Genomic DNA, 19,198 nt, shown 5'->3' with positions numbered 1-19,198 from the left:
AATTCATTTCGGCCTCTGATGAGTTATCATTTTTCAAAATATATTCTACAGCGCATACCCATCTTTCCGGTAAACCGTTACAGGCAGCCACTATCCGAAACGCTGCTTGATCCCTTATTTCAGGCGGCCCTTTTTCTGGCCAGTCCCCAATTCTATGCGCGACTGTTAAATGCCGGCTTTGACATCTCAAAAATGAACGGCAGGGAAATTAAAAGCGCTACGCGGTACCTGAACCGCGCATGTTTTCGTTCAACGCCTTTCGGATATTTTGCATCGGTCAATGTTGGCGTGTGGGAAAGTGGCGGACATATTCATTTAAGAGAAAATGCTGATGAAATGCAATCATTTATTCAACCTGCGGAATTGGTCTTACAATTTTTATTCCGGCAACGAGCAGCTGAAAATCCAAATATTAGCTATGAACCTAATCCGACTTTGTATCGAGTAAAGAAACATTTTCGCTTTATCAGGGAAGAGTCGGGCAATAATCATAAAAGAAGCTATCAATTACAGTCTTCTTTATATGCTGTAATTTTAAATGCGCTGTTAAAGTATTGCAAAAACGGACAAAGCAGGAATTTAATCATTGCGCGGATCTGCAGGGATGCGCGATGTACGCAGGAAGAGGGGGTTGAATACTTCGAATTTTTGAAGGATGCACAAATCTTGCTTCCAAAGCAGCGTGCGACGATCACTGGCCATGTTGAAGATCTTTTGGATCACAAATCGCTAACCATTAATACGGCGATATTAAATTTAGGCCCTGCATATGAATTAAAAAAGCAAGGCTTGTTATTAGCGCCATCCCTTCAAATTCTCGACAGCCGGTTGCGAACGCTCATCGCTGAACCTGCTGAAGAAAAAAGCCTGCTTAATACAATATTGGTTCGCAAAACAACGGTCAATTCAGTCGATATCAGTTACCAGGCAGATTTGAAACAGGGTTTATCTGCGTTGGACAAATTATGCCCGGAAGACCAGTTACCGGCATTAAAGGAATTTAAAGGAAAATTTCGAAAGCACTTTGAAGGTGAACGTATCCCTTTATTACTGGCGCTTGATCCTGAATTGGGTATCGGCTACCAGGCAGAACCGCTTGAATCACCGAATCCATTATTAGAAACCGTTAATATCCGTCCAAGGGGCGGAAGACTGTCAACAGTATTCTGGACCGAAGCCCACCGATTTCTGATGGCCTCCTGGATTAAAATGGAGAGCCGGAACGATACCGTAATATTCCTGGAGGAAAAGGAATTAAATAGACTGCCGGGATCTCAGCCCTCAGTTACCAACCTTGGTTCTTCGGTACTTTTTAATATAAGTGAGGATGGGGTATTTATTGAAAGTGCCGGAGGGTGTAACCCGCTTGCACTAATTGGTCGGTTTACACTGGCTGATCCTTCGATTTCAAGGGTCGGTAAAGATATTGCCGCGCAAATTGAAAGTTTAAACCCCGACCTGATCTTTGCCGAGATCCTGCATTTGGCAGACACCCATATAGATAATATAAATCGCCGTGAGCAGTTATGGACCTACCAGCTGCCTGTACTGGCAGCCAGTATTCCTGGAACGGAAACCATAGCACTTGATGACCTTTACGTAGAACTGGCCGGGAGCGTGGCGCTGATTTGGTCGAAAAAACATCAAAAGTACGTTATTCCGAGGTTAACCAGCGCTTATAACCATAGTATTGACCAGCTTCCTCTGTTTCGCTTCCTTGCTGATCTTTCTTATCAATACGGGCGGACGCAATTGTCTTTTGATCTCAGCCATTATTTTCCGGGTTTCAGTTATTATCCCCGGGTAATGTATCAGGGCGTAATACTCAGTTTGGCTACCTGGATCATCAGCCCTGATGAATTAATGCAACTTCAAAACGAAAACGGAGGAACCGAGGCTTTCATGAAATTAGCTGAAAGGCATCGGTTACCGAAGAAATTCATAGTTTCCGAGGGAGACCAACAACTGGTTTTTGATCAGCTTAAGGAGGAAGATTTACGCCTATTCCGTGAGACAATACGTACTCATAGACAAATGGTCATTCGTGAATACCTCCCGCAAAAATCAAAAGAAGCAGTAATCGGTTCAGAATCGGGCAACCAATATCATGTTCAGTTTAATGCTGTTATGATACCCGATGAACCCCTTCATTTGCCGGCACCGCATTTTGTAGCTACAGAACACCATCAGCAACGGAAATTTATCCCGGGTACTGAATGGCTTTATCTGAAACTGTATATTCCGCGCTTAGCCGTGAACCGATTACTGCTTCAATTGCAAAAGGTGATCAATAAAAAGTTCATCCATGGCAGAATCAGCCGCTGGTTTTTTATCCGTTATGAAGATCACGCGCCGCATATTCGTTTACGTTTTAAGTTCGATCCCTTAGATATCGATGCTGTATTAGCGGCTTTACGGTTAGTGTTGGAAGATAATGTGCACCAGCATCTGATCAGGGAATATCAATTAGATGTGTACAGCAGGGAACTGGAAAGATACCAGGCAGCCGGCATCGAAGAAACCGAGGAATTTTTTTGGTATAGCAGTGAATTTGTAGTGCATTTTTTAAAAGCCATAAAGTCCGGCAATCGTATTCCGTCCTTTCAGGCTGCTGCATTTACTGTTAAAGTGATCACCGAAGGCTTTTATTCTGCTGCAGAGCAACAACTGGAGTTTTGGCAAAACGCATTTGAAAACTATTTTACAGAGTTTGAAGGAAAGAACATCAAAGTCGAACTTGACCATAAATACCGTGTTCACAGCCAGGAACTCGATGTTTTTCTGCATGCGCTGGAACCCTTTCCGGAAAAACAGCTTCAGCATTGGCTGAAAAAAATGCGGCTTAAAGCGATAGAAATTAATAAAAAGCTTGATAATAATGCGTCAAAAAGAGACTACCTGCTTAGTCTTATACATGTGCACCTGAATAGGATGTTTGCCGACCAGCAGCGGGAACAGGAAATGGTCATTTATTTTTTGTTATCTAAATGGATGCGTTCCAGAATTGCCAGGCAAAAAAAGGGTATCTAAGCCTACCGGTTGGTTTTGATCAGCCTTTCATCCATACGTTCTAAAAATGCCTGTTTATATTGGTCACCCATCATTAGACTTTCGCCGTTATGTAAACGGACTTGCGCCCTTTCAATCACCTTAACAAAATTTATGTTGACAATGAATGATCGGTGAATGCGGGCAAATATGGTTTTCGGCAAATGCCGTTCAATTTCTTTAATAGTCAGGTAAGTGGTGTGCTTTCCATCATTTGTATATATATGGATATAATTTGCTGAGCCTTCCATGTAGATCACTTCGTCAAATCTGATTTTGACCAGCCTGCCCTTAACCTCACTTTTGATCGTGAAAAAATCATCCATTGGCGCTGCGGCAATTTTTGCCGGCCTGATAATTTTTCTTCTGGCTTTTTGAATGCATTTAGCAAAGCGCTCATAATTGATCGGCTTTAACAAAAAATCGAAAGCTTCCCGGTCAAAGGCCTGGAGTGCATATTCTGGAAACGCGGTTGTAAAAACCACCGTTGTATACAGGTTGACCATTCCTGCCAGTTCCAGGCCGGATAATTGTCGCATATCAACATCAACAAAAGTGATATCAGGTGCGTTTTCACCGGTAAGAAATGGTAGTGCCTCCAGTGGATTTTGCGCCTGACCTATCAGCGTCAGGTCGGGCGTTAACTCAATATATTCTTTTAGAAGCGCAATAGCATCCGGTTCATCGTCGATCACGTAGCAGGTAAAATTCATAGGTTCAGGGTTAAGGTTATCTTAAATATACTGTCATTTTCTGTGACGGCAAGCTGGTGCCTTTCAGGAAATAAGTTGGCTAAACGTTTTTTAATATTTTTTAAACCTACGCCGCTGCTGGGATAGGGCGTGCTTTTTCTTTTCAGATTTTGTGTAGTAAAATGCAGGCCGTTTTGATTGACCTCCAGGTCGATCTTACCTGAATTACTCCTATCGCCAAGATCCCCATGTTTAAGCATATTCTCTACCAGGGTAAGAAGGATTAGCGGGGGGATCATCACTTCTTTAAGCTTTCCCTTTTTAGTGAACTTAAGATATATTTCACCTTGAAACCGTAACGCACTTAGTTCAATCAGTTTATCGATCTGTCCAATTTCCGCTAATAATGGAACCATCCGGTTATCCTGACTGCTTAATAAAGAGTAGCGCATCAATTCGGAAAGGAGCATGACTCCCTTGCCTGCCCTGTCTGAAAGTTTATGGACCGCATTAAAAATGAAGTTCAGCGTATTAAAAAGTAAATGAGGACTGATCTGATTTTGCAAAAAGGCATTTTCGGCGGTGATAAATTTGTTCTCCAGCTCCAGTGAACGGGTAATTTGTCTAAGACTTTCCTTTTCCATGAAGTGGTTCCGTTCCTTAAACTTTACCATATATAGCATCGACCAATAAGCGATACTGAACCCTATAAAAAATATTTCCCGGAATATATTGGTGAGATAAATCTTTTCATGCATTGTATCTAAGGCATACCGGACCGGGCCGCCGCCGGTTAGCCAGACATCAATATGAAGTTTCATCCATAAGAAGAACAATAATTCGAGGATGATCAATGCAATGGAGATCAAATAGGGTCGCGAGGTTCTAAAAAATGCAAAGTCTAAAATGATGTGGGCGTTTCCATAGAATAGGAATATATTCAGCGCATAATAAATAACATATTGAAGTGGTGAGGCGAGTAGACCAACGGTAATATTGATTAAGGCAAGTTCATAAAGAATGAACAAAGCCCAAACCAGTAGGTGTCTGAACAAAATAACCTTTGATATATTCATTATAACGTCTCTGCGGGCATTTGCCTTTCTGCATATCACAATTGCCTCTCTGTGTAATAAAGTTTAGGTTCGATTTTCATCACGGTAGTTTTGATATAAAAATTACCAATATGAAAAACATTAAATCAAAAAGGTTGCACAAAAGTTTAGAAACTGTTTGCGACTTTAACAGGGGAAATACAAAAGCTTACAGCGAAACTACCAAGCCCACTGAAACAGATCCAACCACGGCAACGGTCACCATCATCATCACAACAGTTAATACGGGGCACGCGGGGAAAATGTTAATATAAAGTTAAATATTATTTAATTTTTTCCCGTCAACTAAATATCCTAAACCCTCGGTTATGTAGCTTATATTAATTGGAGACAAATATTTCAGTGTTTTGCTTAAGTCAGAATTATCAAATGTGGAGGATTGTGTCGGGATTATTGTTAACACAAAAGAAATAATAAGCGAGCCCGGCAATGCAGTTGTTCAGGCAGCGCTATATGAGCGGTTGGTCTCGTCCTGCACAGAACTAAAACAAAGAATGATAAGCGAGGTGTTCGGCTCCGCCAAAGACCATGTTATCAGGCGTTACGTACAGTTCCACCAGGCCGGATTGATCACTTTATCAGATATCGTATTTCAACACGTTCGCAAGGTCGAGGTGCCATTGATCCCCGGGAAAAGCGAATTGCTGATTAAGACCTTAAGCGCCTTGCAGCAATTGCTCGAATTTATCGCCCGGCAATTTTATGCCTATTTTGATCTTATTCATGGGATCACCCAATATGAAAGCGATCTCACCAGTAATCAATTCCGGTCTAAAATTGAAACGCTTGCACCATTATTGGAGCGGCAACCCATCGAGCCATCGTTGGTCAATGTGTTTTTCAGGAGCATGGAAGATAGTTTGGATCAATTACGTGTCCAAACCATCAGTTACGAGCAAGCGATCTATGTTGATCAACTGCTCCGGCTTATTCAGTTGAAACTGGAAGAAGGGAATACGGATACGAGACGTTTTACGGCTTTACTGTATCAGCAGAATTTTAACAGCACCTATTTTGAGTCCTGGTACCGCCAGACCCATTTGACTGTACAAAACGGCGGAACACACGTGGAGTCAAAAAGATTGATCATAGAACCAATTTCACAGGTCCTGGGTATTTCGGCCGGCCGCAAGCCATTAGATATGCTATTACGCGATTGGCTGTCCGATCATATCGCGACAGGCCCGCAATCAGCGACCCGCAAGATAAAACAGGAAGTTGTGGTGCCCCGGTTGCCTTTGATCCTTTCCGTGCCGCAACTCGCACTCTTTGTTAGGCTTTGTTATCTGGAAGGGTGCTTTCAAATATCGAACATCTCTAATATCATGCGATTCTTTACGGATCATTTTGAGACCAAAAAACAACCCCATGTTTCTGTTAAAAGCTTTAGCCGAGCATTTTATAGTGCGGACCAGGCTACCGCTGCCATGGTCAGGGATTTCCTGCAACGAATGATCATTATGATCGATAAAACCTATTTTCCCAAAACATAAATCAACGCCTATGGGATAGTGATACCTGCCTGCACTGTTTGAGACACTTGTTATGGAGAACGGGTGGCGGTGCGATTTACTTAAAGCGATAAACTATGTTAACTAAATTTAGCGACCGTTTATATGCTGATCTGAACAGGGATTTAAATGCCCTAACGCTTGAAGAAGATCAGTTGATCAAGCGGTATGAAAAAAGCATTCATGCTTGTGTTAAATACCTGAAAAAATTAAAAGACTTTTGCAAGGTTAATGATCCGGGTACACCCGCTGAAGAAATTCAATTCTTCAAGCATATCAAACCTAAGTTCAAATCCCAGCTCATCTATTACCAATCATTACTTAACCTTGAGATCCGGCGTCCGATTGGTGATTGCAGTGCGATTTCCGATTACCTGAAGAATGAAGCAAAGGTTCTGCACCATTTTTTTGAATGTAACTTATCTTTCTATCAGTACGTCCGGACTCAGGCGACCTATTTGGATGATTATTACTTTGTACGAGGAAACTATGATGTCTACCTCGATCCGGATCAATGCGTAATCGACTTCGATCCTGCCTTTAGTACCACCCATGACCACAAGTTGGCGCAGGTACTGGCCAGTGAAATGCTACAGGAACACCTGCAATCTGCTGTGCAGCGGTTACACCAGAAGGATACTGTTATGGTTACGGATATGGAGTTAAGGGATTTTGACTGGCAGCAAACCAAATGCGGACTGATCGAACTCATCTATTGCTGGCACGCCACGGAGGCCTTCGGCAAAAAGAACTTGAAAAGCATCGTGAAATTTATAGAAAAAGTATTTAATGTATCGCTGGGTAACTTCTATGACACCTTTGACTGGTTGAGCAGCAGACCCAGCCCGACGACCTATATCGATGAAATGAAAGAGGCTTTCCTCCTTCGCGTTCAGAAACGACTTAAATAAACGGTCGTAAAGCGGCTCAAAAGGCCGCTTTTTTTATGATACAGGCAGATTAACACTATCCGAGTCGGATGAACTCGGATGCCCGGGAGGCGGTATTTGAGGAACTTTGATCCATCATCGGCAGCAATGGGGCTGCCGATTAAACTTAAGGTTATGTTACAGCATTTAACATGGTCAGCTTACGGAGCCGGAGTACTGGTGATCGCAGGAATTTATTATGCCGTTATAGGTTTGACCTATTATCGTTTTGAATTGGGTAATCTTTTGCGCCGCATATCGGGAAAGCCGGCAGTTGCCCTGTCATCCGTCCAAGGTGACTTTATTATTCCCACTGCTGATATCGTTGGCGGAACGCGAACCGATGGGATGGATATCGTAGATCAGGAGGAGCTCGTTTTTGCTTCGCCTGATGAGGAAAGGCCGGTTGCCGCACTTGTACAGCCGATCCGGCCGAACCTTGGCGAGGTGCACCTGCTCGGTGAATTTTCAGAAATGGTATCAGAAACGAAGACCCTGATCAGGGTCATCAACGAATCCAATGAAAGCAAGGAAAATTTCGAGATGCTTTTCCGGCTGATCGTACAAAAATATTCCGACCTGGCGGGTACCGGTTATGTAGACCAGATCAACGCCTACCTGCTGGCAGAAGGTGCCGACCTCTTTCCCTTTACCCTAACGAACAGCGAATTACAAAACTATTGGTTGAACGAAACAAAATTACAAAGCGCATGAAAACGAACAGATCAAAACATCTTACAGGCGTGGTACAATTCGCCTTTAAGGTTTGGAGCGGGATCTCTTTCCTGTTAGTAGCAGGATTGACATCCGCCATGGCCCAGGATGGGAATGCCGGTATTAACCAGGCGACCTCACAGGTAAAAAGCTATTTCGACACCGGAACGAACCTAATGTATGCCATCGGTGCCATCGTCGGGCTGGTCGGAGCGATCAAAGTTTATAAGAAATGGAACGATGGTGAGCATGACACCGGCAAGGTTGCTTCCAGTTGGTTCGGTAGCTGTATCTTTTTGGTGGTGGTGGCTACGGTGCTTAAATCATTTTTCGGGGTTTAATCAAGTGATCAAAATTAAAAGGAAGGAAATTGTAATCATGGCGATCTATCAAATAAATAAAGGCATCAATAAAGCCATCGAATTTAAAGGTTTGAAGGCTCAATATATTGGTTACCTCGGCGCAGGCCTGGTAGGCTTGCTCGTCCTTTTCGCCATACTGTATATTACCGGTGTGCCGGTCTATATATGTATGCTGGTCATTGCCGGTGCGGGTACCTTATTGTTTACCCAGGTTTACCGGTTCAGCCATAAGTATGGCCAATACGGACTGATGAAACGCGGTGCCAGGCGATTCCTGCCCGGGTATCTGAAATTTAATTCACGCAAATTATTCACCCGAAGAACCTATTGATCATGGCCGCCTACACTAAAGCAGAACAAATCTTTCCGATCTATAAGGTCGAACATGATTGCATGGTTTCCGTTTATGGGGACCTGACCATCGCGTACAGTTTACAATTACCGGAGCTCTTCACACTTTCGGAAGAAGATTATGAAAACTATCATCAATCCTGGGTCAGAGCGATCAAGGTACTGCCGAGACACAGCGTTTTACATAAGCAGGATATTTTTATGCGTTCTGCTTACAATGGTGCGGAAGGACTGCCGGAGAACTTTCTTACCAGGGCTGCTGACCGGCATTTTAAAGGCCGTCCTTTTTTGAAGCATACCTGTTACCTGATGCTAACCAAAAAAGCCGCTGACCGCAAACAGGCAACCAGCGGTTTTTCAGGAATCATGCGTAAAAGCGTTAGTCCAAGGCAAACAACTGATGGAAGGATGCTGACCGAGTTTTTGGAAAAAGCAGGCCAGTTCGAGCGCATCCTGTGTGACAGTGGGTTAGTGACGATGCAGCGGTTGAAAGATCAGGAACTTTGCGGAACGGCTAACCGTCCGGGCCTGCTGGAACAGTATTGCTTTCTTTCGGACAAAGACAGTCAGCCCCTGCTGAAAGATATCCATTTAAAAGACCGTTTGCAGATCGGAGATCAGCACGCCCAGCTTTTCACACTGGGAGACTGTGAGGATCTACCGGGCGTTTGCGGCAGCAGGTTGACCTATGATAAATACAGTACCGATAAAACCAAGTTTCCGATAGGTTTTGCCGCACAGCTTAACCTGCTGCTGCCCTGCGATCACATATACAACCAATATATTTTCATTGGTGATACGGGGAAGGTATTGAAGCAGTTGGAAGCCAAAAAGCTGCGTTTACAATCACTTTCCGCTTATAGTCGGGAGAATGCGATCAGCCGCGACGCAACCAATGACTTTCTTAATGAAGCTATCGGCCAGCAACGCCTCCCGGTCAAAGCGCATTTTAATGTGCTGGCCTGGACCGAGAACCGCGATCAATTGCAGGAGATCAAAAATCAGGTCGGCTCAGCAATGGCTCAGATCGGAGCTTCCGTTAAACTGGAGTCTGACGCTGCCGCGCAGGTATGGTGGGCCGGTATTCCCGGCAATGCCGCTGATTTTCCGGAGAATGACACGTTTGATACCTTCCTTGAACAAAGCACCTGTTTTCTGAACCTGGAGACGAATTACCGCAGCGATCAGCCAGCCTCAGGCATTCGTTTTTGTGACCGGCTGACAGGCAGGCCTGTTTTCGTCGACCTGTTCGATGCACCACGAAATACCGGGATCACTTCCAATATGGGTATGCTGGTCTGCGGCACGTCCGGTGGTGGTAAAAGTATGACCGTCAACCATATTTTGCGCACTTTGTACGATCAGGGTGCACATTGTGTCACTGTCGATATCGGCGGTAGTTATAAAGGTTTATGTGAACTGGTCGGCGGTTACTATTTTACTTACGAGGAACACAACCCGATCCGTTTTAATCCTTTTTTCCTGCCTCCCGGACAGCTACTGGATACCGAGAAAAAGGAGAGCCTGAAAGCATTGCTGGTGACGCTATGGAAACAGGAAGATGAAAGTTTTATCCGCAGTGAGTATGTGGCGCTATCGAACGCGCTCCAGGGTTATTATGACCATATTGGTCAAAATGCGGCTGAATTTGCCTGCTTTAATTCATTTTTCGAATACCTGGAACAGCATTATGTGGAGTTGCTCAAAAAGCAGAAAGTAAAAGATAAAGATTTTGATATCGATAACTTCCTCTATGTGCTTCGCCCATATTACAAGGGGGGCGAGTTCGATTACCTGCTGAATGCGACCGGCAACCTGAACCTTCTCGATCAGCGTTTTGTCGTCATTGAACTGGATTCGATCAAAGACCATCCGATCCTTTTCCCGGTAGTAACCCTGATCATTATGGAAATGTTCCTTTCTAAAATGCGCAAGCTTCAGGGGGTGCGCAAAGTGCTGACGATAGATGAGGCCTGGAAGGCTATCGCCAATTCAGGCATGGCCGGATTTATCCAGTATGCTTTTAAGACCATGCGGAAATTCAACGGCGTGCCGAATGTCGTTACCCAGGAACTGGATGATCTCATCAGTTCCCCCATTATCAAGGATGCGATCATTAATAACGCCGATATCAAGATTTTGATGGATATGCGGAAGTTCATGAACAAATTCGATAAGCTGCAGGATACGCTGGGCATGTCCGATAAAGGTAAGACCCAGGTCCTGTCGGTGAATAAGGATAACCGGGAGATCTACATCGACCTCGGCGGGCAGGTAATGAAGGTCTATAAAAATGAATTGGCCCCGGAAGAATATTTTGCTTATACCACAGAGGGAAGGGAGCGGGTCAAAGTCCAGGAGTACGCTGCCAAACATGGCAGTATGGAAAAGGGCATTGAGGCCCTGGTCGCGGAACGTAAATAAGGCAAACCATAAAATCGAAACATATGAAAACTATCCTGTCTATTATGATGATGACCAGCCTGCTTTTGAGCATGGCGGCATGCAACCGGGTGGAAGATAAAGCCATCGCCGGTGTCTATGTAACGCAGTTCGAGAACGAGTACTCGCGTACCAACGACACGCTCGTGATCACGGCCTATAACCTGGCGGGCCATACCTATACGGTTGAAAGGCACAGCGGTTTCAATAAGATAAGGGATGGCAAAGTAATGCCGAGAGAATTCAAGCAACAACGCTGGACAGCAGTTTATACTAAGGAGAACCAAGTATTATCGGAGGCGGAACTGGGCCGTAAATTATTTCTTAAACCGGATAGGCAGGAATTGGTGCTCGGCAGTACCGTTTACCGCATGATCAAATAATATAGCAATCACATCTGCAAATTGAAAGGAGGGAAAAAATGAAAGCGTATTTGAAAATAAGTGTTGTACTGATGTTGTTCATGCTCGCGGTCAGCAGGCCGGAACCGGCCAAAGCGCAATTCGTGATCGGAGAGGTGATCAAACTAACGGTCACTAAAGTTATCAAAGCCATCGACCTGAAGGTACAGCGGATGCAGAACCAAACGATCTGGTTACAAAATGCACAGAAAGCGATCGAGAACGAGTTATCCAAACTTCGACTCTCTGAGATTTCCGGCTGGACGGAAGATCAGAAACAACTGTTCGGTACCTATTATGACGAACTTTGGAAGATTAAAGCCACCATTGCTTATTATCAGCGGATCAAGGATGTTGCCGCAAGGCAGGTAGCGCTGGTAAATAAATATTATCAGGCCTGGAACCTTTTTAGGCAGGATACGCATTTCAGCACGGCCGAGCTACAGCAGATGACCTCCGTTTATACCGGTATCCTGTCGGCAAGTGAAAGGAACCTGGATGACGTGATGAACGTGGTGAGCAGTGGAAAAACCCAAATGAGTGATGAGCAAAGGCTGGAACTGATCAACAAGGCAGCGGACCGGCTGGATGAGAACTATAGCGACCTGACCCGCTTTAATGCTGAAAACCAAATGCTAAGCCTCCAGCGTAGTAAGGCTTCGGGTGATGTTAAAACAACGAAGCAACTTTATGGCCTGCAATAATAACATAGTGTACAGGGTATGGATCAGGGTCATTATCCTGACAGGGTGCTTGCTGACAACTGCGCAGATAAAGGGTCAGACCTTTGCGGAATGGTTTAAGCAAAAAAGCACGCAAAAGAAGTACCTGCTGCAGCAAATCGAAGCCTTGCAGGTATACTCCGGCTACCTAAGGAAAGGCTATGCTATCGCTAAAGGCGGTTTGGGTACCATTTCCGGTTCCTTATTAGCGGAGAACGGGCTGCACGGCAGCTATTACACGGAACTGAAAAGAGTGAACCCGGTAGTAGCCAACAACAGCGATGTTAAGGAGATCATCCAATGGCAGGCCGACATAATCAAAATTTCTAACAACTGGAGCCGGATCAACGGGTTGAACAGCGGAGAGATACAATATTTGGGCAGTGTACGGCGAACGCTACTGACTGACTGCGAACAGCTCATCAATACGTTGCAGAATGTGGTGAGTGATGGAAAAATGGAAATGAGCGATGCCGACCGGCTGAAGCTGATCCAGCGGCTGCATTCCGAAATGCAGTCGAACTACCGGTTCGCGGGCGGGTTCAGCGCTCAAGCCAAAAGTTATGCCGCCCAGCGGTTACAACAACAAACAGACAATCAATTCCTGGGTAAAACCTATGGGATAAAATAGAAAGGAAACGTCATGAAAGTCAAAGTTTGGATATTAGGGGGAATCACTCTCATGGTCGGAATGATCGAACCGGGACGATGCTTTGCCCAGGTGCAGGAAATGCAGCAATTATTGCTGAATATTGAGAAACTGACCCAAATGAAAAGTATCCTGTCGGATATGAAAACCGGGTACCAGATCTACCAGCAGGGTTATGGCAGTATATCCTCCTTAGCCAAAGGCAACTTTAGCCTGCATGAAACCTATTTGAACGGCTTATTAGCCGTTAGCCCATCGGTCAAAAACTATGCACGCATCGCGGACATCCTTTCGCTGCAAGCCAGCCTGGTCAGTGAATATAAACGCAAACAGGCCCTGTTTAGGCAAAGCGGTAGCTTTTCGGTCGGTGAACTGAGTTATATCAGCGACGTTTACGCCCGGCTGGTCAGCCAAACGCTAAACGATGCCGGTGAGTTGGCCGATATCCTGATGGCCGGTAAGCTGCGCATGTCGGATGCCGACCGCATCAGGGCTATAGACCGCATTTACACGGGAAGTTCAGACCGGCTCCAGTTCCTCCGAAGCTTCAATAACCAGGGCATGGCCATCTCCCTGCAACGATCCAAAGAGAGCGGAGATACCCGGACGCTCAACCGACTTTACGGAATCCAATAAAGCAAAAATCATGAAAAAATTATTGATGACAACCGCCCTGATGGCGGTAACTGGAACCTTTTTGCCCTTAATTTCCCATGCTGAGGGGCTGGCTAATGACATTCACGGGCTGCAAAGCGTACTCGATGGTGTTTATAATGATATGCTGGGTATGTGCAGTAACCTGGTAGGTGTAGGCCAAGGCATTGCCGGATTTGGCGCGCTGTGGTATATCGCGGCAAGGGTCTACCGGCAGATCGCCAATGCGGAGCCACTGGATTTTTATCCGCTGATGCGACCATTCGGCATAGGGCTGGCGATTATCCTCTTCCCCGCTGTGATCGGGCTCATCAACGGCATTATGCAGCCCACGGTCAGTGCTACCGGCAGCATGGTACAGAACTCCGACGCGGCGATCTCCCGGCTGCTGCAAGCGAAGGAAGCCGCTGTAGAAAAAACAGATGCCTGGCAAATGTACCATGGCGCTGACGGGGATGGCGACCGAGAAAAATGGTACAAATACACGCATCCCGATGACCAGACGGGGGACGGTGAAGGTATGCTGGCGAGTATTGGCAATGATATGAAGTTTGCTATGGCCAAGGCTTCCTACAATTTCCGGAACACCGTCAAGGAATGGATGTCCGAGATCTTACAAGTCTGTTATGAAGCGGCCGCGTTATGTATCAACACCATCCGGACCTTTTACCTGATCGTACTGGCCATTCTCGGGCCGCTGGTGCTCGGCATATCCGTATTTGACGGTTTCCAGCATGTGTTGACCTCCTGGCTGGCCAAATACATTAACGTCTTTCTATGGCTACCGGTGGCTAATATTTTCGGGGCGATCATTGGAAAGGTGCAGGAGAACATGCTGCAGATCGATATCGGTCAGGTCCAAAATTCCGGAGATACCTTCTTCAGCGCAACCGACACTGCTTACCTCATCTTTCTGCTGATTGGCATTATCGGTTATTTCACAGTGCCAAGCGTCGCCAATTATATCGTGAATGCAGGTGGCGGGCACGGTCTGCTGCAAAAGGTGAATACCATGGTGGTCAGTACCAGCAACACGGCTGTGCAAACGGGCGGGATGATCGGCGGCCGCGCGGAGCAGGGCGGCGCTAACCTGATCAATGCGCCCAGGGATTTCATGTCCGGCTACAACGGCACTGCCGGAAATAAGGACCAGTACCAGACACAAAAACTATCTTCTTAATAATCACCCTAAAATCGAAAGTTATGTTTAGTCATTTAAAAAATATCGAAACCGCCTTTAAGCATATCAGGCAATTCAGCCTGTTCCTGATCATCGGCAATGTGCTAACAATGGGCTTTTGTATCTACAAGACCACGCAAGTCGTCAATGCAGCGCAAAACCGCGTTCACATCCTTTACAATGGCAAACTGCTGGAAGCTTCGGCTTCCGACAGGAAGTCCAATTTACCGGTCGAGCTGCGGGACCATATCCGCACCTTTCATGAGTACTTCTTTGATCTCAGCCCGGATGACAAAGCGATCCAGGCCAATGTGAACAAAGCTTTGTACCTGGCCGATGAATCTGCCAAAAGGGAATACGATAATCTCAGGGAGGCAGGCTACTACAATAACCTGATCTCAGCCAATATCTCACAGGAGATCCACGTGGACAGCACCCGGCTCAACGGCAATCAATGGCCGTATAATTTTACCTGTTATGCGACGGAAAAACTGGTTCGTTCCAGCGGAACGGTTTACCGTAAGCTGGTTACGCAAGGCGAGATCAGGGACCTGGCAGAACAATCCGATAATAACCCGCATGGCTTTCTGATCCAGCATTGGGAAGTACTGGCCAACCGGGATACAACGATAATCAATAAGTGATATGTGGTTCCTGAAACGAAAAACAAGCAAAAACAATGAGGCGACCGACCGTATGGCCGGTGTGATCGCGGGCAGTATCCTGAAGTGGCAGCGCCGTACTTCAGCGCGGCTAAATGAAAGCGTTAACCGTCAATCCAAAAACACACAGCTCCGGTGGTTCTGGCTTTGCTGCGGTTTGGCCTTGTTCGCACTGGTTTGCAGTGTTATACTTACCAGCCGCAGCACCACTTTACCGCGTATACATGATCCGGCATTACCTACCCATATCGGGCAAAGCTCCGCCGGTCCGCCCAAGCCTCAGGATAGACAGAAAACAGATTCATTAAATCATCAAAAATAAATACTATGGAAACTATCAATGAAACCAGCGGCCAGACACCGCTGAATCCTGAGTTCAGGAAAAGGAGAAAATTCTACCTGGTGATACCTCTACTGATCCTGCCGTTTATGACCATGGCCTTTTGGGCACTCGGTGGCGGCAGCGGTAAACCGGACAATAACCAAGTGAGCCAGCAAAAAGGCATCAATATGGCCCTGCCGTCCGCACAATTCAAAACCCGCGAAGCCAGCAATAAGATGGATATCTACCAAAGTGCAGCCAAAGACAGCGTAAAAAAGAGTGAAGGCGCAGGCAGCGAGTTTATGCAGCAGATGGGTTTTGATCCTGCCAGCGTGGACAGTGCCGCGGTCAGTAAGGACAACCCGGCCGGCCCTGATCTGAAGCGCAGTACAGCAGATATCCAGTCGGACCGCATCAGCGCGAAGCTGGCCGCCATCAACCGCCAGATCAGCCAGCCTGCTACGCCCTATGAAAATGCAGATGATAGCCGTTCGGTCAAAAAACTCAACCGGATGATGAAAGCCATGAACTCATCGTCAGCGAAAGACCCTGAAATGGAACAGTTGAACGCTATGCTGACAAAAATCCAAGCGATACAAAATCCAGGCTCTGTCAGCAAGCCTGCTGTAAAAAAAGAAAGGGACAGCGCATTTAAAGCGATACCCGCCATGATCGACGGGCGTCAAAAAGTATTGAACGGCGGCACAGTACGGCTGAAGCTCACAGATTCCATCCGCCTGCGCGGGGAGAGGCTGCCTAAAGGCCAGCTGATCTACGGGGCCTGCCAGGTGACCAATCAACGCCTGTTGCTAACCATAGAAAATATCCGGCTGGATAAAAAGATCATCCCGGTCAACCTGACGGTTTTTGCACTGGACGGCATGCCGGGCATTCCGGCACCGGAAGCTGATCTTGGCGGCGCTGCCGGAACGGGAGCTGATAATGCAGTACAAAGCATGCAGATCATGAGTATGGATGCCAGCCTGGGAGCGCAAGCGGCCGCCGGTGGGATCAACGCCGCTAAAGGCCTTTTCAGTAAGAAAGTTCGTAAGATCAAAGTCAAGCTAAAAGATGAATACCCCGTGCTTTTAAAGGTCAATAAATTTTAAGCGTATGAAACCAGTGAACAGAGTGCTCCTTGCCTTTAAAGGCTGGGAGGATGAAAAAAATGAGTTGCAGCCGTTGCTGAAATCGGGAACGACCGATGAGCGGGCTATGCTGGCCCTGCAACTGGAACACCTGCGACAGGCCGGGCATCGCCTGCGCCATACGGCAAGGCCGGATGAAAAGCCTTTTCTCAGGCTGTTGGAGAACCAGTTGAACAGGCTGGAAAAGCAGCTTTATCCAAATTTCTTGCAGCGCATCCTGCTCCGGTTAAAAGATCGCATTTTCGACGGACCAGCTTACCTGGAACAGCAGGGCCGGCAGCGCGCGGCCAACATGGAAACGCTAAAACAACAATTGCGTGAACGTGGGCTGAGTTCAGTTGCCGGAAAGCTGGAGCAGCATTTAGACCCGGATCACCGGCAGGTATGCTTACCGCTGGATTGCCAGTTAACGGCGGACAAGCGGCTAAATCTCGACCTGCATTTCGACAAGGATGTTTACGGCAATTTTCAATTGGGAAAATTGGAGGGCACTTTGGTGGAAAATGGTAAAGCGGAACGTTATCATTCCTTTGAATTACCGGACTGGCCGGGCCTTAAAGCGGATCAGGTGCTCAGTTTGCTGGAAGGGCGCGCGCTGAAACAGCATTACACGGACGCTACCGGCCATGAAAATACACGCTGGGTGGAGTTAGGCAATCAGGGCGTTCAGCATTATTCGCCGGACCATGGTTTTGATATCGCTACGACATTGGCAGCCCTGCCGAACATCACCCGCAATAAGGAGGAACTGACCCAATATCTGGAAAACGGCCAATGTGTGCCGACACACTGGAAGCAGAACGGACAGTTCCAGAACATTTTCGTGCAGGCCGATCCTGCGAATGGCAGCCTCAAAATCTTCGATGCCAAAATGAAGCCGGTCAGTGCGGAACAGCTCAGCCAAAAAGCGCAGCAACAGGAAAAAAACCGGAAACCCTCCGTGGTGATGAAACCTACACGGCAGAGCCAAAAGAACGGGCATAAGGTCCATTAACTAATCATTGCAATAAATCAGACTATGGAAAAGGCGGTCAATTTTTATGAACTGAAGACGCAATTACAGGAACTTGGCTACAACGACCCGGCAAACCTGGATGAATTGCGCGGAATGGTTTACAGCGATAAACAACTCCATGATATCTATTCCAAACAGGATGGAGCCGAGTTCACCTTGTCGTATCAATGGGATAAGGCACATGGTTACCAACTCTATTGCATCGATGCTTCGTTGAACATTCCCGGAAAACAGAATAACCAGGTGATGCAATATCTCCGGCCGGATGTCCCAGCGCCAATGGCACTGGAACTTTTGACGCTTAGCCTATCGGTACGAAACGGCCATGACCCCTTTATGCCTCTAAGCAAACCCGAAACAGAACAATATATCCATGAATTAAAATCAAATGTTATGAACACACAAAATTTAGAATTTCTGAAAAAAAGCCTGCTGAACCTTGGCTTCGGCGATAAGGTAAACAAAGAGCTGGAGCAACAGATCAGTAAGGGAACCCCCGAGTTCGTACTGAATGCTAAACACGAATTCAACCAGAAGCCGGTAGACTATCAATTGTATTTTAAAGCCGGTGAAAACGAAGGCATGTATTTCTTCAACAAGTATGACGCGGCGCTGCACAAGGGGAAAGACAAGGAAGTTAACCAAACCTTTTATATCAATAAAGGAAACGGCATTACCGCCAAAGAGGCATTCAACCTGATGGAAGGCCGTGCCGTACATAAACAGTTGTTCAATAAAGAGGGTGAAAAGTACCATGCCTGGTTACAGCTCGACCCGGAAAATCTAACTCAAAACGGCAGTAAGGAGATCAAGAGGTTTAATGAAAATTACGGCTTCGACCTGGAGCAGGTTTTGACCGGGAAAGGCATTAAAGAAATGGACAATGCCGAAAGCAAGGAAAGCTTGTTAAAATCCATCCGCAAAGGGAATGCCCAGCAGATCACGGTTACTAACGGAAAGGAGGATACCAAATATTTTGTTTCCGCCAGCCCGCAATTTAAAACCATTGACCTGTACGATGACAAAATGAAGCGCATCAAACGCGAAGAATTACTACAGCCATCGCAAAAGAACAGTGCTACACAAAAACAGACCCGGCAGCAGAAGGAGGGCCTGCCTGAAAAAAAGCAGCAGTCGCGTAAGCGGAAAATGACCGTTTAAGAAAAAGGAAGGCAGCATCATTGCCTTCCTTTTTTGCTGTAATCTAAATTCCCAGAAAATGGATCACCGAACCAATGATTTTAATAATAAGATAAACGATAGATAAAACCTTAGGCCATT

At 46.2% G+C, this 19,198-nt stretch carries 20 protein-coding genes; 18 read left to right on the top strand and 2 right to left on the bottom strand.

Translation table 11 applies throughout. The features are described from left to right. Positions 1 to 18 precede the first annotated feature (18 nt). Positions 19 to 3,030, top strand: a complete 3,012-nt coding sequence (locus ACYVJ6_RS01215; protein ID WP_460692219.1) for a lantibiotic dehydratase — start codon at positions 19 to 21, stop codon at positions 3,028 to 3,030. Positions 3,031 to 3,032: 2 nt separating this feature from the next. Here ACYVJ6_RS01215 and ACYVJ6_RS01210 read toward each other — a convergent pair whose 3' ends face one another. Together ACYVJ6_RS01210 and ACYVJ6_RS01205 are read right to left on the bottom strand one after the other, a co-directional pair. Beyond that, positions 3,033 to 3,761, bottom strand: a complete 729-nt coding sequence (locus tag ACYVJ6_RS01210) for a LytR/AlgR family response regulator transcription factor (RefSeq protein ID WP_166584092.1) — start codon at positions 3,759 to 3,761, stop codon at positions 3,033 to 3,035. Beyond that, positions 3,758 to 4,816, bottom strand: a complete 1,059-nt coding sequence (locus tag ACYVJ6_RS01205) for a sensor histidine kinase (protein ID WP_460692218.1) — start codon at positions 4,814 to 4,816, stop codon at positions 3,758 to 3,760. The genes ACYVJ6_RS01210 and ACYVJ6_RS01205 overlap by 4 nt, the downstream gene beginning before the upstream one ends. Before the next feature lie 110 nt (positions 4,817 to 4,926). Here ACYVJ6_RS01205 and ACYVJ6_RS01200 point away from each other — a divergent pair, with 110 nt between their 5' ends. The 17 genes from ACYVJ6_RS01200 to ACYVJ6_RS01120 all read left to right on the top strand — a co-directional run bounded on the left by ACYVJ6_RS01200 (position 4,927) and on the right by ACYVJ6_RS01120 (position 19,078). Further along, entirely contained in the window at positions 4,927 to 5,109 is a 183-nt protein-coding gene (locus ACYVJ6_RS01200; RefSeq protein ID WP_460692217.1) for a hypothetical protein, read from the top strand. A 93-nt stretch (positions 5,110 to 5,202) separates the two neighbouring features. Next, the gene (locus ACYVJ6_RS01195) at positions 5,203 to 6,348 is read left to right on the top strand and encodes a hypothetical protein (protein WP_460692216.1); all 1,146 of its coding nucleotides are present in this window, start codon (positions 5,203 to 5,205) and stop codon (positions 6,346 to 6,348) included. Between the two features lie 95 nt (positions 6,349 to 6,443). Continuing rightward, a complete protein-coding gene (locus tag ACYVJ6_RS01190) occupies positions 6,444 to 7,277 on the top strand; it encodes an RteC domain-containing protein (protein WP_166584096.1) in 834 nt (277 codons plus the stop codon). Between the two features lie 153 nt (positions 7,278 to 7,430). Further along, on the top strand, positions 7,431 to 8,009 hold the full coding sequence (locus ACYVJ6_RS01185; protein WP_166584097.1) for a hypothetical protein: 579 nt from the start codon (positions 7,431 to 7,433) through the stop codon (positions 8,007 to 8,009). Beyond that, complete coding sequence (locus tag ACYVJ6_RS01180; protein ID WP_166584098.1) at positions 8,006 to 8,350, top strand: DUF4134 domain-containing protein; 345 nt, start codon at positions 8,006 to 8,008, stop codon at positions 8,348 to 8,350. The genes ACYVJ6_RS01185 and ACYVJ6_RS01180 overlap by 4 nt, the downstream gene beginning before the upstream one ends. A gap of 37 nt (positions 8,351 to 8,387) precedes the next feature. Continuing rightward, positions 8,388 to 8,702, top strand: a complete 315-nt coding sequence (locus ACYVJ6_RS01175; RefSeq protein WP_166584099.1) for a DUF4133 domain-containing protein — start codon at positions 8,388 to 8,390, stop codon at positions 8,700 to 8,702. Positions 8,703 to 8,704: 2 nt separating this feature from the next. After that, on the top strand, positions 8,705 to 11,146 hold the full coding sequence (locus ACYVJ6_RS01170; RefSeq protein ID WP_460692215.1) for a TraG family conjugative transposon ATPase: 2,442 nt from the start codon (positions 8,705 to 8,707) through the stop codon (positions 11,144 to 11,146). A gap of 23 nt (positions 11,147 to 11,169) precedes the next feature. After that, positions 11,170 to 11,547, top strand: coding sequence for a hypothetical protein (locus tag ACYVJ6_RS01165; RefSeq protein ID WP_166584101.1), 378 nt, complete (start codon positions 11,170 to 11,172; stop codon positions 11,545 to 11,547). Between the two features lie 38 nt (positions 11,548 to 11,585). Beyond that, the gene (locus ACYVJ6_RS01160) at positions 11,586 to 12,269 is read left to right on the top strand and encodes a conjugal transfer protein TraI (protein WP_460692214.1); all 684 of its coding nucleotides are present in this window, start codon (positions 11,586 to 11,588) and stop codon (positions 12,267 to 12,269) included. Next, positions 12,256 to 12,918 carry a hypothetical protein gene (locus tag ACYVJ6_RS01155; RefSeq protein WP_460692213.1) on the top strand — a complete coding sequence of 221 codons (663 nt, stop codon included), beginning with the start codon at positions 12,256 to 12,258 and terminating at the stop codon, positions 12,916 to 12,918. Before ACYVJ6_RS01160 ends, ACYVJ6_RS01155 begins: the two co-directional genes overlap by 14 nt. A 12-nt stretch (positions 12,919 to 12,930) precedes the next feature. Then, positions 12,931 to 13,572 carry a TerB family tellurite resistance protein gene (locus ACYVJ6_RS01150; protein ID WP_166584104.1) on the top strand — a complete coding sequence of 214 codons (642 nt, stop codon included), beginning with the start codon at positions 12,931 to 12,933 and terminating at the stop codon, positions 13,570 to 13,572. Between the two features lie 10 nt (positions 13,573 to 13,582). Continuing rightward, on the top strand, positions 13,583 to 14,770 hold the full coding sequence (gene traJ / locus ACYVJ6_RS01145) for a conjugative transposon protein TraJ (protein ID WP_460692212.1): 1,188 nt from the start codon (positions 13,583 to 13,585) through the stop codon (positions 14,768 to 14,770). 23 nt (positions 14,771 to 14,793) lie between these two features. Further along, positions 14,794 to 15,414, top strand: coding sequence for a conjugative transposon protein TraK (gene traK / locus ACYVJ6_RS01140; RefSeq protein ID WP_460692211.1), 621 nt, complete (start codon positions 14,794 to 14,796; stop codon positions 15,412 to 15,414). Positions 15,415 to 15,466: 52 nt separating this feature from the next. After that, positions 15,467 to 15,754 carry a hypothetical protein gene (locus ACYVJ6_RS01135; RefSeq protein ID WP_460692210.1) on the top strand — a complete coding sequence of 96 codons (288 nt, stop codon included), beginning with the start codon at positions 15,467 to 15,469 and terminating at the stop codon, positions 15,752 to 15,754. A 5-nt stretch (positions 15,755 to 15,759) separates the two neighbouring features. After that, a complete protein-coding gene (locus ACYVJ6_RS01130; RefSeq protein ID WP_460692209.1) occupies positions 15,760 to 16,863 on the top strand; it encodes a conjugative transposon protein TraM in 1,104 nt (367 codons plus the stop codon). Between the two features lie 4 nt (positions 16,864 to 16,867). Then, positions 16,868 to 17,896, top strand: a complete 1,029-nt coding sequence (locus tag ACYVJ6_RS01125; protein WP_460692208.1) for a hypothetical protein — start codon at positions 16,868 to 16,870, stop codon at positions 17,894 to 17,896. Positions 17,897 to 17,920: 24 nt separating this feature from the next. Beyond that, positions 17,921 to 19,078, top strand: coding sequence for a hypothetical protein (locus tag ACYVJ6_RS01120; RefSeq protein ID WP_460692207.1), 1,158 nt, complete (start codon positions 17,921 to 17,923; stop codon positions 19,076 to 19,078). Positions 19,079 to 19,198: the final 120 nt, after the last annotated feature.

This window comes from Mucilaginibacter puniceus, from assembly GCF_054783175.1.
This window is presented reverse-complemented; position numbering and strand designations above follow the sequence as displayed.

What these genes read in the sequence shown, in the direction of transcription:
- ACYVJ6_RS01215 (WP_460692219.1), top strand. Translation starts at nt 19, where the DNA reads ATGAGTTATCATTTTTCAAAATATATTCTACAGCGCATACCCATCTTT.
- ACYVJ6_RS01210 (WP_166584092.1), bottom strand. Translation starts at nt 3,761, where the DNA reads ATGAATTTTACCTGCTACGTGATCGACGATGAACCGGATGCTATTGCG.
- ACYVJ6_RS01205 (WP_460692218.1), bottom strand. Translation starts at nt 4,816, where the DNA reads ATGAATATATCAAAGGTTATTTTGTTCAGACACCTACTGGTTTGGGCT.
- ACYVJ6_RS01200 (WP_460692217.1), top strand. Translation starts at nt 4,927, where the DNA reads ATGAAAAACATTAAATCAAAAAGGTTGCACAAAAGTTTAGAAACTGTT.
- ACYVJ6_RS01190 (WP_166584096.1), top strand. Translation starts at nt 6,444, where the DNA reads ATGTTAACTAAATTTAGCGACCGTTTATATGCTGATCTGAACAGGGAT.
- ACYVJ6_RS01185 (WP_166584097.1), top strand. Translation starts at nt 7,431, where the DNA reads ATGTTACAGCATTTAACATGGTCAGCTTACGGAGCCGGAGTACTGGTG.
- ACYVJ6_RS01180 (WP_166584098.1), top strand. Translation starts at nt 8,006, where the DNA reads ATGAAAACGAACAGATCAAAACATCTTACAGGCGTGGTACAATTCGCC.
- ACYVJ6_RS01175 (WP_166584099.1), top strand. Translation starts at nt 8,388, where the DNA reads ATGGCGATCTATCAAATAAATAAAGGCATCAATAAAGCCATCGAATTT.
- ACYVJ6_RS01170 (WP_460692215.1), top strand. Translation starts at nt 8,705, where the DNA reads ATGGCCGCCTACACTAAAGCAGAACAAATCTTTCCGATCTATAAGGTC.
- ACYVJ6_RS01165 (WP_166584101.1), top strand. Translation starts at nt 11,170, where the DNA reads ATGAAAACTATCCTGTCTATTATGATGATGACCAGCCTGCTTTTGAGC.
- ACYVJ6_RS01160 (WP_460692214.1), top strand. Translation starts at nt 11,586, where the DNA reads ATGAAAGCGTATTTGAAAATAAGTGTTGTACTGATGTTGTTCATGCTC.
- ACYVJ6_RS01155 (WP_460692213.1), top strand. Translation starts at nt 12,256, where the DNA reads ATGGCCTGCAATAATAACATAGTGTACAGGGTATGGATCAGGGTCATT.
- ACYVJ6_RS01150 (WP_166584104.1), top strand. Translation starts at nt 12,931, where the DNA reads ATGAAAGTCAAAGTTTGGATATTAGGGGGAATCACTCTCATGGTCGGA.
- traJ (WP_460692212.1), top strand. Translation starts at nt 13,583, where the DNA reads ATGAAAAAATTATTGATGACAACCGCCCTGATGGCGGTAACTGGAACC.
- traK (WP_460692211.1), top strand. Translation starts at nt 14,794, where the DNA reads ATGTTTAGTCATTTAAAAAATATCGAAACCGCCTTTAAGCATATCAGG.
- ACYVJ6_RS01135 (WP_460692210.1), top strand. Translation starts at nt 15,467, where the DNA reads ATGGCCGGTGTGATCGCGGGCAGTATCCTGAAGTGGCAGCGCCGTACT.
- ACYVJ6_RS01130 (WP_460692209.1), top strand. Translation starts at nt 15,760, where the DNA reads ATGGAAACTATCAATGAAACCAGCGGCCAGACACCGCTGAATCCTGAG.
- ACYVJ6_RS01125 (WP_460692208.1), top strand. Translation starts at nt 16,868, where the DNA reads ATGAAACCAGTGAACAGAGTGCTCCTTGCCTTTAAAGGCTGGGAGGAT.
- ACYVJ6_RS01120 (WP_460692207.1), top strand. Translation starts at nt 17,921, where the DNA reads ATGGAAAAGGCGGTCAATTTTTATGAACTGAAGACGCAATTACAGGAA.